At 42.1% G+C, this 19,092-nt stretch carries 16 protein-coding genes; 6 read left to right on the top strand and 10 right to left on the bottom strand.

All coding sequences use genetic code 11. The features are described from left to right. Positions 1–84: 84 nt before the first annotated feature. On the top strand, positions 85–2,979 hold the full coding sequence (locus DJ568_RS10850; RefSeq protein ID WP_114005290.1) for a DEAD/DEAH box helicase: 2,895 nt from the start codon (positions 85–87) through the stop codon (positions 2,977–2,979). Positions 2,980–2,999: 20 nt separating this feature from the next. Here DJ568_RS10850 and DJ568_RS10845 read toward each other — a convergent pair whose 3' ends face one another. From DJ568_RS10845 to DJ568_RS10805, 10 genes are all read right to left on the bottom strand, one after another. Continuing rightward, entirely contained in the window at positions 3,000–3,641 is a 642-nt protein-coding gene (locus DJ568_RS10845; RefSeq protein ID WP_114005289.1) for a phosphatase PAP2 family protein, read from the bottom strand. A gap of 49 nt (positions 3,642–3,690) precedes the next feature. Next, positions 3,691–3,861 carry a hypothetical protein gene (locus DJ568_RS17210; RefSeq protein ID WP_158534923.1) on the bottom strand — a complete coding sequence of 57 codons (171 nt, stop codon included), beginning with the start codon at positions 3,859–3,861 and terminating at the stop codon, positions 3,691–3,693. A 334-nt stretch (positions 3,862–4,195) separates the two neighbouring features. Next, a complete protein-coding gene (locus tag DJ568_RS10840; RefSeq protein WP_114005288.1) occupies positions 4,196–5,626 on the bottom strand; it encodes a RagB/SusD family nutrient uptake outer membrane protein in 1,431 nt (476 codons plus the stop codon). A gap of 20 nt (positions 5,627–5,646) precedes the next feature. Next, on the bottom strand, positions 5,647–8,700 hold the full coding sequence (locus DJ568_RS10835) for a SusC/RagA family TonB-linked outer membrane protein (protein WP_114005287.1): 3,054 nt from the start codon (positions 8,698–8,700) through the stop codon (positions 5,647–5,649). Between the two features lie 311 nt (positions 8,701–9,011). Further along, complete coding sequence (locus tag DJ568_RS10830; RefSeq protein ID WP_114005286.1) at positions 9,012–9,878, bottom strand: helix-turn-helix transcriptional regulator; 867 nt, start codon at positions 9,876–9,878, stop codon at positions 9,012–9,014. Positions 9,879–9,884: 6 nt separating this feature from the next. Then, entirely contained in the window at positions 9,885–10,250 is a 366-nt protein-coding gene (locus tag DJ568_RS10825; protein WP_114005285.1) for a VOC family protein, read from the bottom strand. 290 nt (positions 10,251–10,540) lie between these two features. Then, complete coding sequence (locus DJ568_RS10820) at positions 10,541–11,167, bottom strand: response regulator transcription factor (protein ID WP_114005284.1); 627 nt, start codon at positions 11,165–11,167, stop codon at positions 10,541–10,543. Then, on the bottom strand, positions 11,164–14,178 hold the full coding sequence (locus DJ568_RS10815; RefSeq protein ID WP_114005283.1) for a ligand-binding sensor domain-containing protein: 3,015 nt from the start codon (positions 14,176–14,178) through the stop codon (positions 11,164–11,166). Before DJ568_RS10815 ends, DJ568_RS10820 begins: the two co-directional genes overlap by 4 nt. 95 nt (positions 14,179–14,273) lie before the next feature. Continuing rightward, positions 14,274–14,744 carry a nuclear transport factor 2 family protein gene (locus DJ568_RS10810; RefSeq protein ID WP_114005282.1) on the bottom strand — a complete coding sequence of 157 codons (471 nt, stop codon included), beginning with the start codon at positions 14,742–14,744 and terminating at the stop codon, positions 14,274–14,276. Positions 14,745–14,836: 92 nt separating this feature from the next. Beyond that, a complete protein-coding gene (locus DJ568_RS10805; RefSeq protein ID WP_114005281.1) occupies positions 14,837–15,073 on the bottom strand; it encodes a hypothetical protein in 237 nt (78 codons plus the stop codon). A gap of 213 nt (positions 15,074–15,286) precedes the next feature. On the opposite strand from DJ568_RS10805, the gene DJ568_RS10800 reads away from it, so the two are divergent. The 5 genes from DJ568_RS10800 to DJ568_RS10780 all read left to right on the top strand — a co-directional run bounded on the left by DJ568_RS10800 (position 15,287) and on the right by DJ568_RS10780 (position 19,084). Beyond that, positions 15,287–16,165, top strand: coding sequence for a cell division protein FtsX (locus tag DJ568_RS10800; protein WP_114005280.1), 879 nt, complete (start codon positions 15,287–15,289; stop codon positions 16,163–16,165). Positions 16,166–16,242: 77 nt separating this feature from the next. Next, entirely contained in the window at positions 16,243–16,506 is a 264-nt protein-coding gene (locus tag DJ568_RS10795; RefSeq protein ID WP_114005279.1) for a DUF3098 domain-containing protein, read from the top strand. Between the two features lie 3 nt (positions 16,507–16,509). Next, positions 16,510–17,307, top strand: a complete 798-nt coding sequence (locus DJ568_RS10790) for an undecaprenyl-diphosphate phosphatase (RefSeq protein WP_114005278.1) — start codon at positions 16,510–16,512, stop codon at positions 17,305–17,307. Positions 17,308–17,378: 71 nt separating this feature from the next. Continuing rightward, positions 17,379–18,086, top strand: coding sequence for a tRNA pseudouridine(55) synthase TruB (truB, locus tag DJ568_RS10785; RefSeq protein WP_233496676.1), 708 nt, complete (start codon positions 17,379–17,381; stop codon positions 18,084–18,086). A gap of 71 nt (positions 18,087–18,157) precedes the next feature. Further along, positions 18,158–19,084, top strand: a complete 927-nt coding sequence (locus tag DJ568_RS10780; RefSeq protein WP_114005277.1) for a bifunctional riboflavin kinase/FAD synthetase — start codon at positions 18,158–18,160, stop codon at positions 19,082–19,084. The last annotated feature ends 8 nt before the right edge of the window (positions 19,085–19,092 follow it).

Genomic DNA, 19,092 nt, shown 5'->3' with positions numbered 1-19,092 from the left:
GTAAAACACTTCGTAATCCCCTAAATTCTGTTTACGTTTGAATTTTTTGTTGATGTAGCTTACATTAATTTTTAACAAATATTAATGTTACGCGTCGACAGCTCGAAACCCTGCCAAATTATCTATGCGATTGCAAAGCATGAGTATTTGGGCTTTGTTATTGAGCCACACATTGTTCAGCTTAACCCCAACGGCGAATTTTCATTAACTCACCAGCGTTTATTCAGTAATACTGCACAGGAATTTAATCATTGCATTGAGCATACTGATATGCGGTTGATAAAACTTCTTGAAGAAATTGAGCAGGGCAATGTGATAAAACGATACTACAAAAAGCCAATCCGGCCCTTTGAATTTTTCGCCAGGGTTTTTAACGAACAGCTTTTCGACGTCATCCGTCCAAAAATTGAAAAGCGAATGGCCGAGGCGCTGCCACTACTTGCAGAAAAAGAGATTTACCTGATGAGCAAGGAGGGCTATCCGGCGGAGCGTAAACTGCATATTGCTGCTGAACCGGCATCTGTGCTGTTCCATTTCAGGCGTGACGATACCGAGATAAGATATTTCCCTACTATTAAATACCAGGGGATGCGTATCGAGTTTATGTTTAAAAACGCCGAGGTTATTTGCAACCATCCGGCCTGGATGTTGTTGGACGATACACTGTATTATTTTGACAAGGAAATTGAAGGTAAAAAACTTATACCTTTTTTAAATAAACGCTTCATCGCCATCCCGCGTGCGTCAGAGCAATCTTACTTTGAAAAATTTGTTGCCCCGCTGATAGAGAAACATAACGTATATGCCGAGGGCTTTACTATAAATACCGAAAAACATGATGCAAAACCTGTTTTAAAACCTATTTACATAGAAGGCGGCACCTCACAGTTACAGCTGTATTTTAAATATGCGGGATATGTATTTCCGTATGGCGACGGCCGGCATGTGTCGGTACGCATTGAGCGTAACGGAAATGACTATCTATTCCATCGCATAAAGCGTTCGATTACCTGGGAGAAAAACAAAATGGCCCTGCTGGAGAATCTGGGCCTCAAAACTGCTTCGTCATTATTTCAAAATTTAGAAGTAGCCGGTGGGGATGAAGATGCTGATAATTCATTCTCGGTTTTTGAGTGGCTTAACCAGCATCATGATGCGCTGGTAAATGAGGGCTTTGAAATTGAACAGCCTGAAGGCCAAAAGCGCTATGTTTTTGGTACCAGTAAAATAGACCTAGAAGTAAAAGAGAACAACGATTGGTTTGATATCAATGCGGTGGTATACTTCGGCCCTTATCGTATACCATTTATCGAGCTAAAAAATCATATACTTAACCACAAAAAGGAGTTCCTGCTCCCGTCGGGCGAGATAGCGGTAATACCGGAAAAATGGTTTTCACAATATGGCAATCTGCTGCATTTTAGCGAGGGTGCCAACGAACTCAAACTGCGACGCCACCATATCGGATTAATCAACGAGCTAACAGATGGTGAGCTGGCCGGTATTACCATGACGCGGAGACTGCAAAAGCTAAGCGATTTTGAAGAGTTGGAAGAAGTTGAAATGCCGGTAAATTTTGCGGGCATGTTAAGGCCCTATCAAAAAGCGGGCTATAACTGGTTTCATTTTTTAAAGAATTATCATTTTGGCGGGTGCCTGGCAGACGACATGGGCCTGGGAAAAACGGTACAGACCCTGGCCTTGCTGCAAAAACATAAAGAAGATGCCGAAGCCGAAGGTGCCGGCAGTACTTCACTGCTGATCATGCCAACCTCGCTGATATACAACTGGCAAAATGAAGCAAAAAAATTTGCGCCCCGTTTAAGAATGATGGTCCATACCGGCACTTTCAGGTACAAGTCGCCGGATGTATTTAAAAATTACGATGTTATTATAACAACATACGGCATCAGCCGGATAGATATAGACTTGTTTAAGGGATATTTTTTTGATTATGTAATATTGGACGAAAGCCAAAACATAAAAAATCCTTCATCAAAATCATACCAGGCAGTTAAACAGTTAAAGTCGCGGTATAAACTGATATTGAGCGGTACGCCGGTAGAAAATTCGGTTAACGACTTGTGGACGCAGATGTCATTCATAAACCCAGGTTTATTGGGTGCCCAGCAGTTCTTCCTTAACGAATTTGTAACACCCATAGAAAAAAAGAAAGATGAGGAAAAGGCGCGCCGCTTGCAGGCACTGATAAAGCCTTTTGTACTGCGGCGCACCAAAGAACAGGTGGCTACGGAACTGCCGCCTAAAACCGAAAACCTGTTTTACTGCCAGATGAGTGAAGAGCAATCTGAAGTGTATGAAAAAGTAAAATCAGAATATCGAAATGAACTGTTACGGAGCCTGGAAGACGGAACCTATGCTAAACAGCATATACAAGTATTACAAGGGCTTATTAAATTGCGCCAGATAGCCAATCACCCGAGTATGATAGACGCCGATTACGAAGGTGATTCGGGCAAGTTTGAGAACGTAATACACACATTGGCTAATGTACTTGATGGCGGGCATAAGGTGCTTATATTCTCGCAGTTTGTAAAGCAACTCGGTATTTATCGCAATCATTTTGATACGGAGGGAATACCTTATGTATATCTTGACGGCAGTACCCAAAACCGCGGCGATGTGGTGAAACGTTTCCAGGAGGATGAAACTACACGGGTATTCTTGATATCAATAAAGGCCGGCGGGGTGGGCCTAAACCTTACCCAGGCCGATTATGTATTTATTTTGGATCCATGGTGGAACCCGGCGGTTGAACAACAAGCTATTGACCGTACACACCGTATAGGCCAAACTAAAAATGTATTTATCTATAAATTCATCACCAAAGACACGGTTGAAGAAAAGATACTGGCTTTGCAGCAACGCAAGCTCAGCGTAGCACGCGCGCTCATTACTACCGAAGAAAGCTTTATTAAATCTCTGTCCGCAGAGGACATCAAAGAGATTTTGGGCTGATAGAAATAGAAAACACAGCGTTAGATTTGCTCCCCTGTTTTCCTCAAATAAAAATAAGCCAATGCCAACAGGCATAACAACCCTAATAAAAATCCGCCGAGCACGTCGGTAAACCAATGTGCGCCAAGGTATATACGTGAAAAGGGTATGGTGAAAATCATACCCAATGATACAAGGGCAGCACTGAGCCGAAGCCACAACGGCACCGTTTTCAGGTTATACATCACTATAACCATCAGTCCGAAAAATATAACGTAAAATTGGGTGTGTCCACTCGGAAAGCTTTGCTGGCGGGTTTCTTCAATAACCCTTACCACATCAGCATGTGGCCGGGGTCGGTTTATCAGCATTTTTACGGCAGAACTCACCGCGCCGGACGACAGCGTGAGTACAAAAAACAGGGCTTCCTTTTTAAATCTGAAAACAAAAAACACCATTGCTGTTACCAACGCCATGGGTGCTGCTACATAAACATACCCGGGATAGCTAACAATTTTCATGGCAATATCAAGCAAGGGGAACCTGTGCTCCTGTACTTCTTCAGAAAATTGCCTGTCAATCGTACTGTCCGGAAAAAGAGAGACAAATACAGACAGCAAAATAAACCCAAGAGTGATTAATGATACCGTATAAAGTAAAATCCGTTTTCTTCGCTTCTGCATATTGTGTTAACAGCCGCAATATCAAATAAGAAAACCGGATAAACAAAAATTACACTCTTGATGAAGAAAATTGCGCGGAATTGGCATTTATGGATTTCCTACAGCCATACTTAGCCGTCCGCTGGTCATGCCTGTTATCACGTTCATGCCGCTCGGCCCCTAAAGTTTGCACGTATAAGCCACCGGCTACTGTAAAAACTAGTAAAATTATCTTTTTCATATTTATTAATAGGTTTAAACAAGGGACGTATATTATTTGAATACGTTACAGGGTCCGGGTAATAAAAGTGATTTTCGCACATTATAACCATTGTGATATAGATTACTCATCCATGTTATTGCCCTATCAGTCACCTAACCGATAAAGCAAAAAGTCAGATACCTCGCGTATCTGACTTTTCGTAAACTATTAACTGACCAAATATTTTAACGACAAACTATCTGGTTGTTACAAACATAATGAGTGATTTGCCCATGTAATATGCAAAAATCACCTTTCCAAAGATACCCCTGGCGTTGGTAATGGTTATCCCACCGCCGGGGGTATTTTATAATTAGTAGGGATTTTGTTTCATGTTCGGGTTAACGTTTATCTCAGCCTGTGGTATTGGAAGCAGGAAGTACAAATCATTAGCCGGCAAAGTTTTTACTGATGCCGGTATGCCTGATCCGTCTGCCCGGTCTCCAAAGTCTGACCGCTCTATAGCTTTATTCAGGCGCTTAAGATCAAAAAAGCGCGAACCTTCAAAAGCCAGCTCAAGGCGCCGCTGCTGCTGTATGGCCTCGCCTAATGCGGTACCGGTTTCGGCGCCGTCAACAAAGCCGGTGTAGCGGCTGCTACGCAGTGTATTCAGGTCCTCAAGCGCGCCCGCCTCGTTGTTAAGGTTGTAATATGCTTCGGCACGGTTAAGGTATACCTCACCCATACGTATCACCTTTATATCAACCACATCTGCATCGCCTGTTCGTTTCCCGCTATATTTTTTAACATAAAGATAGTCTATACCATTGTATTCTGTTTCGCCGATGTAAGCGTTTTTGCGAACATCGTTATCAGTAAATAGCTGATAAAATGCAAAGTCGACACTATATTCAGGAATTACCCCTTGCGAGGTACTTTGTTTATAGCCTACTCCTACCGGAGTGATATCAGCATCAAGGTTCTTGATCTTAAAAAGCACGTCTTTTTCTGTCGCATCCACCCATATATCGTCAAATTCATCCGGACTTGCCAGGTCATTAGCAGCAGGCACATCGGCAATTGCCGCGGTGGCCGCGTCAGCGCTCTTTTGCCACTCACCCATATATAAATATACACGTGATAAGAGGCCTTCCGCGGCTGCTTTATGAATACGACCAACGTCATTATCCTGGGCTAACAGTTCAATAGCGTCTTCAAAATCCGTTACAACTAAACTGTAAGCTTGTTTAAGCGGAGTGCGCGCTGGTAGTAAAGTAGGATCTACTGAAGTTACGAAAGGCACACCCAAATCGTTGTCATTTGCAGACGTATAAGATTTGGCATACACCCTTAATAAGTCGAAATGTGCTAACGCGCGTATAGCCAAGGCTTCGCCGTGAACATTGTCTTTAAATTCACCATCCGGTAACTTACTTAGGTTTTGTAATAAAAGGTTTACCCGTGATATTGCGTTGTAGGCATTTCCCCATAGCTCCCAGGTATCATTGCCCACATAGTTGTAAACGTAAAACTTTAATTGTGATTTGCGGCCGGCCTGGTTAAGCACCAGATTGTCTGAAAGTACATCAGGCGTGCTTACCATAGCACCATTATCCTGTCCGCCGTAGTACGACGCTCCGCGGAGGGCTACATAAGCCCCGCGTATAGCATTAGTAAAATCAGCCGGCGTATTAAAAGCCTGATCGGTGGGTACACCATCATATGGATTTTGAGTAAGTTCCTTTTTACATCCGCCTGCAGCTAACAACAGGATAAGTGATGTGTATAAATATATCTTTTTCATCTTTTTATGCTTTGCTGTTATTAAAAGGTTAGATTAACACCAAAAGTGAACTGCCTGGTGGTAGGATAAGTAAACAGGGTTGTTTGCCCGCGTATGTCATCCACAAAATCTTCTTCATTCCCTAAACCCACTTCAGGATCGCCAAAGAATTTATGCGGGTTAAAAGTCAGCAGGTTTTGGCCTGTAACAAACACCCTGAGCGATTGCACTTTATACTTTTTAGTAATAGCCTGCGGTATGGTGTACGCAAGGGTGACATTGCGCAGCCTTACAAACGAAGCGTTTTGCAGGTATAGGTCGGTGTCGTAAGTAAAGTTATTCGGATCAGCTTTTGGCAGTACATTAACGTCACCCGGTTTCTTCCAGTAATTCAAGGCTTCGGTTGCCTGCGGATAGTACACCTGGTCGCCCCATGATACCAGTATTTCTTTGTTATAATTAAACACATAGTTGCCCAGGGTATATGTAAAATCGGCAGAGAGGTCAATACCCTTATAACTCACACTGGTGCCAAAACCGCCAAAGAATTTTGGTGCCGGTGTTTTGCCCTCCAGTAGTACAGCATCATCGCTTGAGTACTGTTCAGTTATTTCACCGTCCTTAGTGTAATAACGGGCGGCACCTGTTTCGGGATTAACACCCGCGTACCTAACAAGCTTAAAAGTATTAATTGCGTAGCTTGGCTTAGTGGTGCCTAACAAGTTGTTATCATCTATCTGCGTTGCGCCATTATAAAGCTCAGTAACACGGTTTCGGTTATAATTAAAGTTACCGTACGCGCTCCACTTCCAGTTTTTGCTACGAATTATGTCGCAGCTAAGCGCAACGTCAATTCCGCTATTGTTCATTGCACCTACATTTTTTACTACCGAGCTAAAGCCTGTGGTTTGCGATACAGGAAGCTCAAGCAACAAAGCGCTGGTAGCTTCATTATAATATTCAAACGAACCGGTGAGGCGTGAGTTAAATAATTCAAAATCAACCCCGATGTTGCGCTTCAGCTTTTTTTCCCACGTCAGGTCCGGGTTAGGTATCTGGAAACGGAATGATGTAGACTGGTTATTATACCTGCCGAACTTATATATATCTAACGATTGATAATTGTTGATCCCGCTAAAGTTACCGGCGGTACCTATTGATGCCCGTAACTTCAACACGTTAAGCCAGTCGGCCGATTTCAGAAAATCCTCCTGCGTAAGCAGCCATGATAGGCTCGCGGCGTAAAAAGTACCATACTTATTGTTAGCACCAAATCTTGACGAACCATCCCGGCGGATAATACCGGTTAAGTAATACTTTCCTTTATAATTATAATCTATCTCGCCTAATAACGACGCCAGTGTCCAGATTGTCCTGGTTGTAGTATTGTTACCGGTGTTACTTGCGCCGTTATCCTGGGTACTCAGGTCGCCTCGGGCGAAACCCTTTTTCTCCAGGGTATACCCGGTAGTTATATCTTTTTGGAATTCCTGAACAGCTAATACATTAAAATGATGGTCGCTTCCTGCATCAAACTTGTAAATGATCTTGTTTATCCAATCATATGCAAATTCGGTTATGCCGAGGTCGCGTTTTGAACCACGCGCCGATGGGTCGCCAATGTATTCGTCAAGTATTGAGTTGGGTTTTACAAAATACTCCTGCTTGTAATCTTCATAAGTTAAACCTAATTGGGTTGATATATTTAGGCCTTTAACAGGATGAAAATCAAGGGTAGTACTGTTGTATCCATTTAAAAATCTTTTTGTTTCGGGCTGGTTCTCAATACCTTCCAGCACGTTAAGACCCTGACTGGTTATATTATAGCTACCATCCGGATTACGCACAGGTTCGTAGCTGTTATAGCCGTAAATAGCATAAAACGGGTTTTGCGAATTATAGGTATCCCTTAGTTCCTTGGTGGTGCGCTGGCCAACACTTAAATTATTGCTTAATGATAACCAGGGCCTTATCTGCGTACCTAAATTTATTTTCCCTGCATAACGTTTAAAGTCTGACCCCTGGGTGATGCCGTCCGCGTCATATTTTTGCAATGATACATAGTAGTTGGTTTTGGCATCACTGCCGCTTACGCTAACCTGGTGCTGCCGAATTTTGCCGGTACGCAAGATATCATCAAACCAATTGTGAGAGTTGGCTATCAAGCTATTCCAGCCAGCCTGCCGTTCGGCATCAGTAATATCAAAAATAGTTGTGCCCTCAGGAAATCCACTTTGCTGCAGCCAGGTAGAGAACTCATAATTTTCATAACCCAGATCATACTCATATTGCAGCTTTTGCGCTGTGGACATCAGTTTAAAATTATCAGGCAATTTAGCGTTGGTACCGTACTGAAAACTGTAGGTAATCTGGCTTGGCGTGTTGGCACCGGTTTTTGTAGTAATAACAATAACGCCGTTTGAACCGCGCGCGCCATATAGCGATACCGCTGCCGCATCTTTTAATACCGAAATATTTTCGACGTCGTTGGCATTCAGCGTGTTGTAAAACTGTGGCGATACATCGTCAGGGATCTGTATCCCGTCAACCACCAAAAGGGGCTGCTGGCCTGCACTGATTGACCCTACACCGCGTATACGAATAAAAGCGTTGGCACCCGGCCGGCCATTTTCGGCAGTGATTTGCACACCCGCGGCCTTACCCTGCAGCAGGTTGTCAATGCCGGGTATGGGCTTATCGGCGATTTCTTTGCCGCTTACAACCGCAATTGACGAAGACAGGTCCGTGCGGGTTTTGGTTTGATAACCGGTAACAATCACTTCAGATAACTGGCGGCTGTCATCTTCAAGCATAACGTTAATATTAACGTTATCGCCGACGGCTATTTCAACCGTTTTAAAACCGATGTATGAGAAAATAAGCGTGGCTGTGTTGCCGGATACATCAATGCTGTAATTTCCCTTAGTATCTGTTTGGGTACCGGTATTGGTACCTTTAACCAATACGGTTACACCCGGTAATGGTATTCCGTCGGCTTTACCGGTTATAGTGCCGGTAATGGTTTTGCTTTGAGCTTTGGCAACAGAAAACGAGAATAAGCTCAGCAATAAAATTGAGAGTAACTTTTGTTTCATATTATTTTTATTTGGTCAATTAATATTTTTAAACGCAGCCCCGGGCTGCGCTTGGTTAAATGAAGCTTAGTTATGTAGGATGATTTTTTTCCATATGCATTTTGTTAGCGTATGCGGACGTAGACCGTCCCCGGAAGCATATTAGTGGTAAATGCTCAATGTAATTTTCGGAAATACCTGCATACCGGGATATGCGATAATCACCATTATGATAATTTTCGCATATCATAGAAGTTGCAGTAAATCAGGGCTGGTGTAAGTAGCTTATCTGCTGCGATGGGTTAGACCGAAGGATGGATTACAAATCATGTTCAGGCATTTTTCCTGAACTTTAGTGGGGTTACCTTGTAATGTGTACGAAACAGGCGTATGAATGAGCTGGGGCATTCAAAACCCACCATGCCTACTATTTCGTTTATAGAGTAAGGAGTAGTTTTAAGCAGTAATTGTGCCCGTTGCAAACGCAATTGAATTAAAAATTGATGTGGGGTTAAGTTAAAGGCTTGTTTAAACGTTCGCAGTAAATGATTTACAGACAGGCAAGCATGTTCGGCCAAATCCTCTAAGGTTACATTGGTGTTAAAGTTGCTGTACAGGTACTCTTTGGCCAGATTAAGCCTGCGCAAAATTTCAACACGTGTACTACTGTTCAAAAAGTTCAGTTTTTCGGCCTTTTCAAATATCTCGTCATTATAAATCTTATAGTAATTTATAAGACAGTGATGCAAATATTCATTGATAAGCAACTCATCCTGCACACCATTATCCAAATGGCTTTTAAGGTGAAAAATATTGTACTTTATATCGCCTCTGAAGGGATAGATGGTTTCGTTAAACTCCTCCTCTATTTTTTGAGAAAAACATTGCCTGTTCAAAAGCCGGTCATGCTTCTGCAGCCAGCAGTTCTTAAAGTCAACAAGAAATTTCTGGTCGAAGTTTATTGAGAAGGTACGTGCCGGATCATTTGATAATACGCTGCTGGCATACTGCGTGCCCTTATTTAGTATTAAAAATGAGTCGGGGTGAATTGATAGGTGGCGCCTGCCCAGGTGATAACTTTCGCTGCCACTCAACACAAACCTAATATTAAAGTCGTCGCAGCATTGCAATTCATTTTGCTTGCTGGTAGTACGGCAGTATATTTTATTGTTATTACGTAGTGTACGCGAGTAATCCATAAACCATTAATTGTTATAGTCCCGTTCTTCCAGTAATACAAACTTGTTTCCGCACGGATCGGTAAATTCTGCTACCAAGCCAATAGGCTGGTATTGCGGTTCAGTAAAAAACTCCACCCCCAAAGCTTTCAATGTATGGTGGTCGCTAAGGCAATCATCAGTATTAAGTATAATGCAACTTTTTAAATTGGTGTGCAGGTTACGCTTTGAAATAGCTAATAATACGTCATAATTACCTGTTTCAAGTAAAGTGCATTCAGCACCTTCATAAAAAGGAATTTTACTAACTATTTTAAAACCCAATTTGTCTGTGTAAAAACTTAATTGTTCTTCAAAACTTCCCGCGTATACCGGGATATATTTTAGTCTCATCTGTTACATCATTGCCGGCTTGTTAAAAAACACCAGAGTTTCGCCAATAAAAGTGTTGTTTGAAATTCAGGTGGGTTGATTGGATACAGAAGCCGGTCAGTAATAACTTCTGATGTATCAAAGATAAATGGTGCTTATGCAATGGGTATCCCCCACGCAGGGGGATTTTAACGAAAATTTGTAGTTAAAATTAAAGCGAGCAAATAAGGAAGTAGAGGCTATAACAAACATACTACTGCCATAACCATTGGATTTCAAAGCCGGATACTTGTGCCCGGGTTCGATACTGATTATATGAGTTTATTTTTGCGTGCAGTCTTTATGGCGTCAGCGCGTGAGTTCACATCTAACTTAACGTAAATATTTTTCACATGGCTGCGTACGGTTTCAGGGTCGATAAACAAATCCCTGGCTATTTGCGTACGGTTCTTGCCTTCGGCTATTAATTCAAGTATTTGCGTTTCGCGTTTTGAAAGGGGCGATTCCTGGTTTTTTTGAAACGACCTGATCACCAACTTTGCTATGTTTACACTCATTGGTCCGCCGCCATCTTTTACCTCCCTAATAGATTCGATGATGCGTGCCGAGGCCGTATTTTTAGTAAGATAACCTGACGCCCCATTGGCAAGCGCGTTAAATATCTGCTGTTCTGATTCATAAACAGTTAATAACAATACAAAGCATTGGGGCAGCTGTTTCTTTATTTTAGGGATAGCGTCAATTCCGTTTGTCCCCGGCATCTCAATATCCAGCAAGATAACGTCAGGTTTATCGCCGGCAAGTTTCTTTGCTGCATCGTCATATGATCCGTATGCACTCACTACTTCATAACCATCAGTGGTGCCAATTAAAAATGAATAGCCCTGTCTTATCGTCTCGTCATCTTCAATTATAGTTACACGTATATCGCGGCTCATGATAGTGTGTTAGTGTTTATGCTAAAATGCAGCGATATATTGGTACCGCCGTTTATTATTGAATAAACCATTAGCTCGCCGTTTATCCTGGCGGCCCTGGTTTTTATATTTTTAAGGCCATGTCCCTTTGACGCCTGTTTACAGTCAAATCCTTTTCCATCGTCAGACAAGCTTATAACCATTTCACTTTTATTCCGCCGGCTGGCTTTAAGGGTTACCAGCCTGGCGTCTGCATGTTTAAGCACATTATTCATCAATTCTTTAAATATCATGGTGATGTTGCGGTTGTACTCCATAGTGAGTTTTACATGCTTAAATTCATCATCTACCCCTTCACACTTAAAGTTTATACCTATATCCCTGAACTGCTCTATGCCCAGTTCTTCAATATATTTTAAGGTTTCATAAAGGTTATCGCTTTTAGGATCAAGCGCCCATAAAATATCTTTTGTTCCGTTGTATAACGATATCGCATTCTGGCGTATCTGTTCTACTAACTTCTGTTGTTCCGGCTTATCTTTAGCTATTTGTACATCCAGCATTTCAGACAATACAGTGATCCGGGTAAGCTTGTTGCCCAAATCGTCATGGAAATCCTCAGCTGTTTGCTGCCTTATTTTTAGCTTTTCTTCGTGCTTTATAGCTTCGATGGTTCGTTCACGTTGTTTTTTGTTATGATGCCAAAGGTTTTGCAAGCCAATAATTAGCAATATTACCAGTGCAACGGCAAGTATGGTAAACCAGGTGGTTCGGTAAAATGGAGGTACAATTTCAAAACTAAAACGCGCGGTATTGGCCGAAAGTACACCCTCCGGACTTACTGCACGAACCTCAAACGTGTATTTACCCGGTGGCAACGCCGGGTAATCAACAGCATTGGTTTTTACCGGCTGCGAAAATTTTTCTTCGAGGCCGGTTAGCCTGTACTGATAAGATACTTTTGAAGGGTCCCGTAAATAAACTCCCAAAAACGAAATAGAAAGGTGGTTCTGATCGGCGTTTAATTTAAGGCCGGTAGTTGCCGGGGTTAACACGCCCTTTTCGCCTTTACCGTTTTTGAAAAGATTTACCTGCTTTATTAATATATACGGAGCGGTTTCTTTGGCTGCCACAGTTTTTGTATTATAAACCGACAGCCCTTTAGCGGTTCCTATGTAAACCTTGTTGTTATGATATAATATCGCGTTTTGATTGGATTCATATACCAAATCATTGGCATATTGGTTTGATAAGACCTTACAGTCCATGGTTTGATAGTTTATCGCCAGGCGGTTAACGCCTCTGCCTGTACCCGCCCAAATAACGTCGTTATCATCAACCGCAAGCGAGTACACTGCATTTGATTTGAGGCCGTTTCTATCAGTATAATTTTTTACGATGTTTTTCTTTCTATCCCATACAAAAAGCCCTTTATCATCTGTACCAATTATAATGGCATTCCTGCTCTTTATCATTGAAAATATAGACGAATTGGATACGGCCGGCAATTTAAAATCCTTAACAAACTGCTTATTAACAATCAGCGTCACGCCCTCCTGCATGCCAACAAGTACGGAGTCGTTACCCAGGTGCAGTAATGACGAAATAAATATGTGGTTGTTCTCAAGCGCTTTTATTACATTATTCTTGTAATAAAGGCAGCCCATAGAGGTAGCCATCCATATCACACCGTTGCTATCCTCAGCAAAATTAAGTACAGTGTGCCTTTCGGTACCTTTTATAAGTTCAGCCGTTTCGCCGTCATATCTCCATGCCCCGCGCGATCCTACCCAAACATTTCCTTTACTGTCTCTGAATAGGTTTTGCACCCGCTCTAACCCCGGCTTTACCACAGGTTTAAATTCGTTGGCAGAATACTTAAGTAAGCCAATATCCGTACCCAATACAATGCCGTTATTTTTTCCCCGGGCAATGCCCATTATTACCGGGTTGTTGATGGCATTAATGTCATTATAAGTAACATATGCATCGCCCTCATACTTAAATATGCCGCTGCCTGAAGTCGCCAACCATAAGTTATCGCTTTTGTCTTTATAGATGTAAGTTACCGGATTGTCAGACAAGCCATTTTCGGCCGTAAAGTGTGTATAAGTGCCATTTTTAAAATAATATGCCCCCTTATCCGTACCCACCCAAATATTGTTATCGGCATCCTGCTCAAGGCTAAGGCAGTATGCATTAAAAAGCAGGTTCTTTTTTTCACCGCCTAAACCCGGGCTGGGTACCATTTGCCTTAACAGCCCTGCTTTTGCAACAAGCACACCTTTAGGCGTGAGCAAGTAGAGTGTGCGTGAGTCTTTACGGTCAAATAACATGCGCGTTATTTGAATGTCGTTATAAACGCCGGTAGCAGGCAGGTACGCCGCCCACTTTTTATCCTGTAAAGTGTAAACCCCTGCTTTATATACCGCCGCGTGCAGTACGCCTTGCCTGGTAACAGTAAGCGCATTTACTGATTCATCTTTTCCGGTTATATTTACATGGATCATTTTTTTTCCGTGTATGCGGAAAAGCCGCCTGTCCATGAGCAACCAGATAGCGCCTTTACCATCTTGTACAATTTGAGTTACCCAGGCGCTTTTAAATTCGGGCGGGACAGGATAGTTGTAAACCTTGCCATTTTTATACCTCGACAACCCGCTGTGCGTACCAACCCACAAGTTGCCCGCGGCATCATTAAAAACAGAATAAACAAAATTATTAGGCAGGCCGGAGGCTTTTGAAAAGGTGAAATAGCCACTTCCGTCAAAACGGCACACGCCGCCTAATGTGCCTATCCATAACCTGTTTTCACTATCCTCCGACAGTGTATTTACCTGCGATTGTATAAGGCCATCTTCAATGTCATAATGTGTAAAATTGTATTTTTGAGCATAAGTGCTTGTACAATTAGTTGATACGATGACAAGTATGCTAAAAGCTGCAATAAGCCAATACTTCGTTTTACTATAAAATGTATCCAATATTCTTTTCCCGTTAAATACTGACGGCGTTAGCCGGTAATAGTCCATTAAAGTAAAGTTATTCAATATAAAAAAAATCACCCTTACAGGGTGATTATAGTTTTTTATACTAGTATGCGGGAGGGGGTATTTGCAGCCTCACTTTACAACGGATTGTTGGCCGTAACAGGCGAACTGTTCTTTTGCGGATCCTTAAAAAACTTGCATACCTGTGTTATCTTCCATTCCTTGTCCGCATTTTTTTCAATAATTAAGTAATTACTTTGGGTAGTACTGCCGTATGTAAAATCAACCCTGGCAATTACCAGCGCATCACTTTCGGCCAACAACTCGTAATCAGAAGCACAGTTTTGTTGTATACCGGCTTCCCTACGCATTTGGGCAACAAGGTTTGATTTATTTTGGACCATTACCTTTTCGCCGCGTGGAATTTTAAAACTGGCATCATCGTGCAGCAGGCGGTTCAGTTTTTTACCGTCGGCGCTCATGTGGCAGCTTATATAATCATTAATTACCGTATTGTAGGCGGCGGTGTTCCCGGGGTCGTTTTTCGCTATCAGGCTTTTGGCAGCAAATGTGCAAAGCAGGCAAAACAGTACAAATTTCCTTTTCATGGTGATAAAATTATTTTTTATCAAAATTGATCCGGAAAAGAGATTCGCGATATGCCAATGACACCTAAGGGCATACCACCGCAAGGGGGAAATTAATCTGGCTGAACTTTACCTTCATCCATACCCTTTTCATTGGGTGGGTTCTTTATCGCCTCAACGGGTTGCTCTTCTCTTTCCCGTTTTTTGGCAACGTTTTCATCATGCGGCTCATCGGCGTGGTATTGTTTATCTTCCTTGCGCACTTTGCTTTCGCCGCCATCATCGTCAGGTCTTTTTGTAGGTGTATCAGATGGCGATGGTTTGTCAGTTGAATTTGCTGGCTTTGTCATACTGGTATAACAAGGGCTTTTTAAGATTGTTCGTGTGAGGTGTACAAGCCTCAACCGTTAATTTTTGTTAAACGTGCATGTATCGGCTTGCTAAAGGCATTTAATAACAGAATAAACTTTTACCTTTATGCCGCGTTTGTTAACTTCGCATGAGTCTTGAAATAAACATGTTATTTCAGATTGCATATCTAACATCCCGAAATCTGGAGTTTAATGGAAGAATTTGAAGTAAGTACGGCAGCAAAAAAAACCAAATCAATATACATATCAACTGTATTTGGCCTGGCTATGGTATTGCTTATGATAGGGCTGCTTGGCCTTATATTGGTACATGCCAACAACCTGTCGCGCTATGTAAAAGAAAATATAGTACTTAATATTTTTGTTGATGATGCTGCGCATGAACCTGACGTACTTGAGTTGCAAAAACAGCTCGACGCCAACGTTATGGTGAAGCAAACGCAATATGTAAGTAAAGAGCTGGCGGCCCGTAACCTGCAAAAAGATCTGGGTGAAGACTTCGTTAAATTTTTAGGCTATAACCCGCTTTCGCAATCACTTGATGTTTATTTGAAAGCTGATTATACCACTAATGCAGGTATTGAAAAGTTTAAAGCCCAACTGTTGAAAAACCCAATGGTTAAGGAAGTAAAGTACCAGCAATCATTAGTTGACCAGATGAACCAAAATCTGGCATCAATAAGCCTGGTAATACTTGCGTTTGCCGGGATATTTGTAGTTGTATCCGTAGCGCTGATTAATAACACTATCCGCCTGGCTATTTACTCGCAAAGATTCCTGATAAAATCAATGCAGCTGGTGGGCGCTACCAAGTCATTCATTCGTGGTCCGTTTATCGCTTATGGTATATGGCATGGCTTGTTAGGTGGCTTAATAGCCATTATTATATTAATGGGCACCCTTTATTTTGCTCAAACTCAAATACCTGATCTTGTGGTGCTGCAAAGCTATACCGAATTTGGGTTGGTGTTTTTGATAGTTATAGGTATAGGGGTATTAATATCGGGCATCAGCACCTCTTTGGCAGTAAATAAATTTTTAAAATTAAAAATATACGATCTGTACAGGTGATAGAATTCCGCGGATAAGTCATCGATTAAATCTTCGCGCTTAACTATCCTTACATTTAATAATCAGTAATTATACGCATGGCACAAAAAACAACCTCTGCTTACAGAGCAACTCCGGCAGCAAAAAATACAACCTCTCCCGAAACGCCGGCACAGTTTATTTTTGATAAAAACAATTATAAGTTATTTATTATAAGCATCGTTGTTGTGGCTTTGGGGTTTTTTCTAATGTCGGGCACAACTGATATTTACAGCACAACTAAAATTGTAATAGCACCCATAGTGGTACTTGCAGGTTTCGGGCTGGGCTTTGTAGCCATATTAAGAAAACCGAAGGCGTAAAGCATGACAGATATTATTCATGTTATCATCCTGGCCATTATAGAGGGATTAACAGAATTTTTGCCGGTATCATCAACAGGACACATGATCATTGCTTCATCTGCAATGGGCATCGCTTCAGATCCGTTTATAAAATTGTTTACTATAGCTATTCAATTTGGCGCCATCCTTTCGGTGGTTGTATTATACTTTAAACGCTTTTTTCAATCTACCCGGTTTTACCTTAAGTTATTTGTGGCCTTTATACCCGCCGCGATATTTGGTTTGCTATTAAGCGATACAATTGATGCACTGCTGGAAAGCGCTTTAACCGTAGGTATAACGCTGTTTATCGGCGGCATTTTTCTCTTATTTGTAGACAAGCTGTTTAACCAGCCAATGGTTGAGAAAGAAGAGGATATTACATTCGTTACGGCGCTTAAAATCGGCTTCTTTCAATGTATAGCAATGGTGCCGGGTGTTTCGCGCTCTGCTGCAACTATTATTGGCGGCATGTCTCAAAAACTAACACGTACCGCGGCTGCGGAATTTTCTTTCTTTTTAGCAGTACCAACCATGTTTGCTGCAACCGCAAAAAAAATGCTGGACTTCTTTAAAGACGGGAACAGCTTTACCGGCGACCAGATACAATTACTTATTATTGGCAACGTGGTTGCATTTATTGTAGCCATGCTGGCCATACGCACATTTATTACATTTTTAGAGAAAAAAGGCTTTAAGCTATTCGGCTGGTACCGCATTATTGTAGGTGCTATTATTATCGGTTTGTACATAGCTAAAGTACCGCTGGAGGTAATTTAAGTCGCATTTACACGGATAACGAATAGCGATAGATACGAACTTCTATCGCTATTTGCATTTAAATACACATTTTGAAGGAACATTATACCGATATACAAGAATTTGCCGAAGGACAGCTGCTACTCATCAATAAGCCCTACAAATGGACAAGTTTTGATGTGGTAGGTAAAATCCGCAACGCTTTTAAGCCGCTAAAGCTAAAGGTTGGCCACGCCGGCACACTTGATCCGCTGGCTACCGGGCTGCTTATCATCTGTACCGGTAAAATGACTAAACAGATAGACACCTTTCAGGCCGAAGAAAAGGAATATACCGGTACCATGACTCTTGGGGCTACAACTCCGTCATATGACATGGAAACCGAAGCGGACCAAAGATTTGATATCAGCGCCGTTACACCCGAGCAGGTACACGCTGCTACAAAACAATTCACCGGCGACATACAGCAATATCCGCCCGCACACTCAGCCATAAAAATAGATGGTGAACGGCTGTATGAAAAGGCGCGCCGCGGCGAGGAGGTAGAACGACGCCCGCGCTTTGTATCTATCACCGAATTTGAAATAACCCGTATCGAGTTACCTGAAATTGACTTTAGGGTTGTATGCAGCAAAGGCACTTATATCCGGTCGCTTGTGCATGATTTTGGTGCCGCACTTAATAATGGTGCCTATCTGTCACGCCTGCGACGCACACGCAGCGGCAACTTTAAAATTGAAGATGCCCGGGAAGTCATGGAAATGGTAACTATTATCAGGGAGCTGAAAATTGGTAAGTAGTTACAATCGGGATACAAAATCGAATTGTACATCCAAATTCCGACATTCAAAAAGCATAACTTTGTGCACTAATGAAGATATACCATCATATAGATGAGTTTGAAGCGGTAAACAACGCCGTTGTTACCATAGGCACGTTTGATGGCGTACATTTTGGTCACCGTAAAATTATTTCAGGCATAAAAGAACTTGCGGCTGCTACGGGTGGCGAAACAGTAATATTGACTTTTTTTCCGCACCCGCGAATGATATTATACCCTGAGGATGATAGCCTTAAGCTTATCAACACCATTGATGAAAAGGCCACATTACTTGAGCAGCTTGGCGTAGATCATTTGATAATCACTCCCTTTTCGCGCGACTTCTCTAATCAATCTCCAGAAGATTATATCCGGGATGTGCTGGTAAGCAAAATAGGCACCAAAAAGATAGTGATTGGGTACGATCATCACTTTGGCAAGGACCGCGCGGGCAGCCTGGCCGATTTGCTGCGCCTGGGGCCGTTGTACGGTTTTGAGGTAGTGGAGATACCGGAACAGGATATTAATGAAATAGCCGTAAGCTCAACACGCGTACGTAACGCTTTATTGAATAACGACATTGAACATGCTAACGCATTCCTCGGTTATCCTTTTTTTATTACCGGCATTGTCATACGGGGAGATCAAATTGGAAGAAAGATTGGCTATCCAACGGCGAATATTTTAATTGAAGAGCGTTATAAACTCATACCGGCCGACGGTATATTCGCTGTAAAAGTGCACATCGATGGACGGGAATATAAAGGCATGGCTTATATAGGCCACCGGCCTACGGTTAACGGTGTAACCCGCAATATCGAGGTTAATATTTTTGAGTTCGATGCAGAAGTATATGGTAAGCGGATCCGCATGGATTTTTATCACTTTGTACGCGGCGATATAAAATTTAACTCGCTTGATGATCTTACCACGCAATTAGCCAAAGACAGGCAGGCGGTTTTGGAGTTGGATTTTTAGGCTTGCAT

Origin of the sequence: Mucilaginibacter hurinus, from assembly GCF_003324525.1 — a bacterium.
Lineage (GTDB): Bacteria > Bacteroidota > Bacteroidia > Sphingobacteriales > Sphingobacteriaceae > Mucilaginibacter > Mucilaginibacter hurinus.
The sequence above is the reverse complement of the archived record's forward strand: the minus strand, read 5'-3'. Positions and strand labels throughout refer to the sequence as shown.

What these genes read in the sequence shown, in the direction of transcription:
- DJ568_RS10805 (WP_114005281.1), bottom strand. Translation starts at nt 15,073, where the DNA reads ATGACAAAGCCAGCAAATTCAACTGACAAACCATCGCCATCTGATACA.
- DJ568_RS10835 (WP_114005287.1), bottom strand. Translation starts at nt 8,700, where the DNA reads ATGAAACAAAAGTTACTCTCAATTTTATTGCTGAGCTTATTCTCGTTT.
- DJ568_RS10820 (WP_114005284.1), bottom strand. Translation starts at nt 11,167, where the DNA reads ATGAGCCGCGATATACGTGTAACTATAATTGAAGATGACGAGACGATA.
- DJ568_RS10840 (WP_114005288.1), bottom strand. Translation starts at nt 5,626, where the DNA reads ATGAAAAAGATATATTTATACACATCACTTATCCTGTTGTTAGCTGCA.
- DJ568_RS10825 (WP_114005285.1), bottom strand. Translation starts at nt 10,250, where the DNA reads ATGAGACTAAAATATATCCCGGTATACGCGGGAAGTTTTGAAGAACAA.
- DJ568_RS10790 (WP_114005278.1), top strand. Translation starts at nt 16,510, where the DNA reads ATGACAGATATTATTCATGTTATCATCCTGGCCATTATAGAGGGATTA.
- DJ568_RS17210 (WP_158534923.1), bottom strand. Translation starts at nt 3,861, where the DNA reads ATGAAAAAGATAATTTTACTAGTTTTTACAGTAGCCGGTGGCTTATAC.
- DJ568_RS10795 (WP_114005279.1), top strand. Translation starts at nt 16,243, where the DNA reads ATGGCACAAAAAACAACCTCTGCTTACAGAGCAACTCCGGCAGCAAAA.
- DJ568_RS10780 (WP_114005277.1), top strand. Translation starts at nt 18,158, where the DNA reads ATGAAGATATACCATCATATAGATGAGTTTGAAGCGGTAAACAACGCC.
- DJ568_RS10810 (WP_114005282.1), bottom strand. Translation starts at nt 14,744, where the DNA reads ATGAAAAGGAAATTTGTACTGTTTTGCCTGCTTTGCACATTTGCTGCC.
- DJ568_RS10815 (WP_114005283.1), bottom strand. Translation starts at nt 14,178, where the DNA reads ATGGACTATTACCGGCTAACGCCGTCAGTATTTAACGGGAAAAGAATA.
- DJ568_RS10800 (WP_114005280.1), top strand. Translation starts at nt 15,287, where the DNA reads ATGGAAGAATTTGAAGTAAGTACGGCAGCAAAAAAAACCAAATCAATA.
- DJ568_RS10845 (WP_114005289.1), bottom strand. Translation starts at nt 3,641, where the DNA reads ATGCAGAAGCGAAGAAAACGGATTTTACTTTATACGGTATCATTAATC.
- DJ568_RS10830 (WP_114005286.1), bottom strand. Translation starts at nt 9,878, where the DNA reads ATGGATTACTCGCGTACACTACGTAATAACAATAAAATATACTGCCGT.
- DJ568_RS10850 (WP_114005290.1), top strand. Translation starts at nt 85, where the DNA reads ATGTTACGCGTCGACAGCTCGAAACCCTGCCAAATTATCTATGCGATT.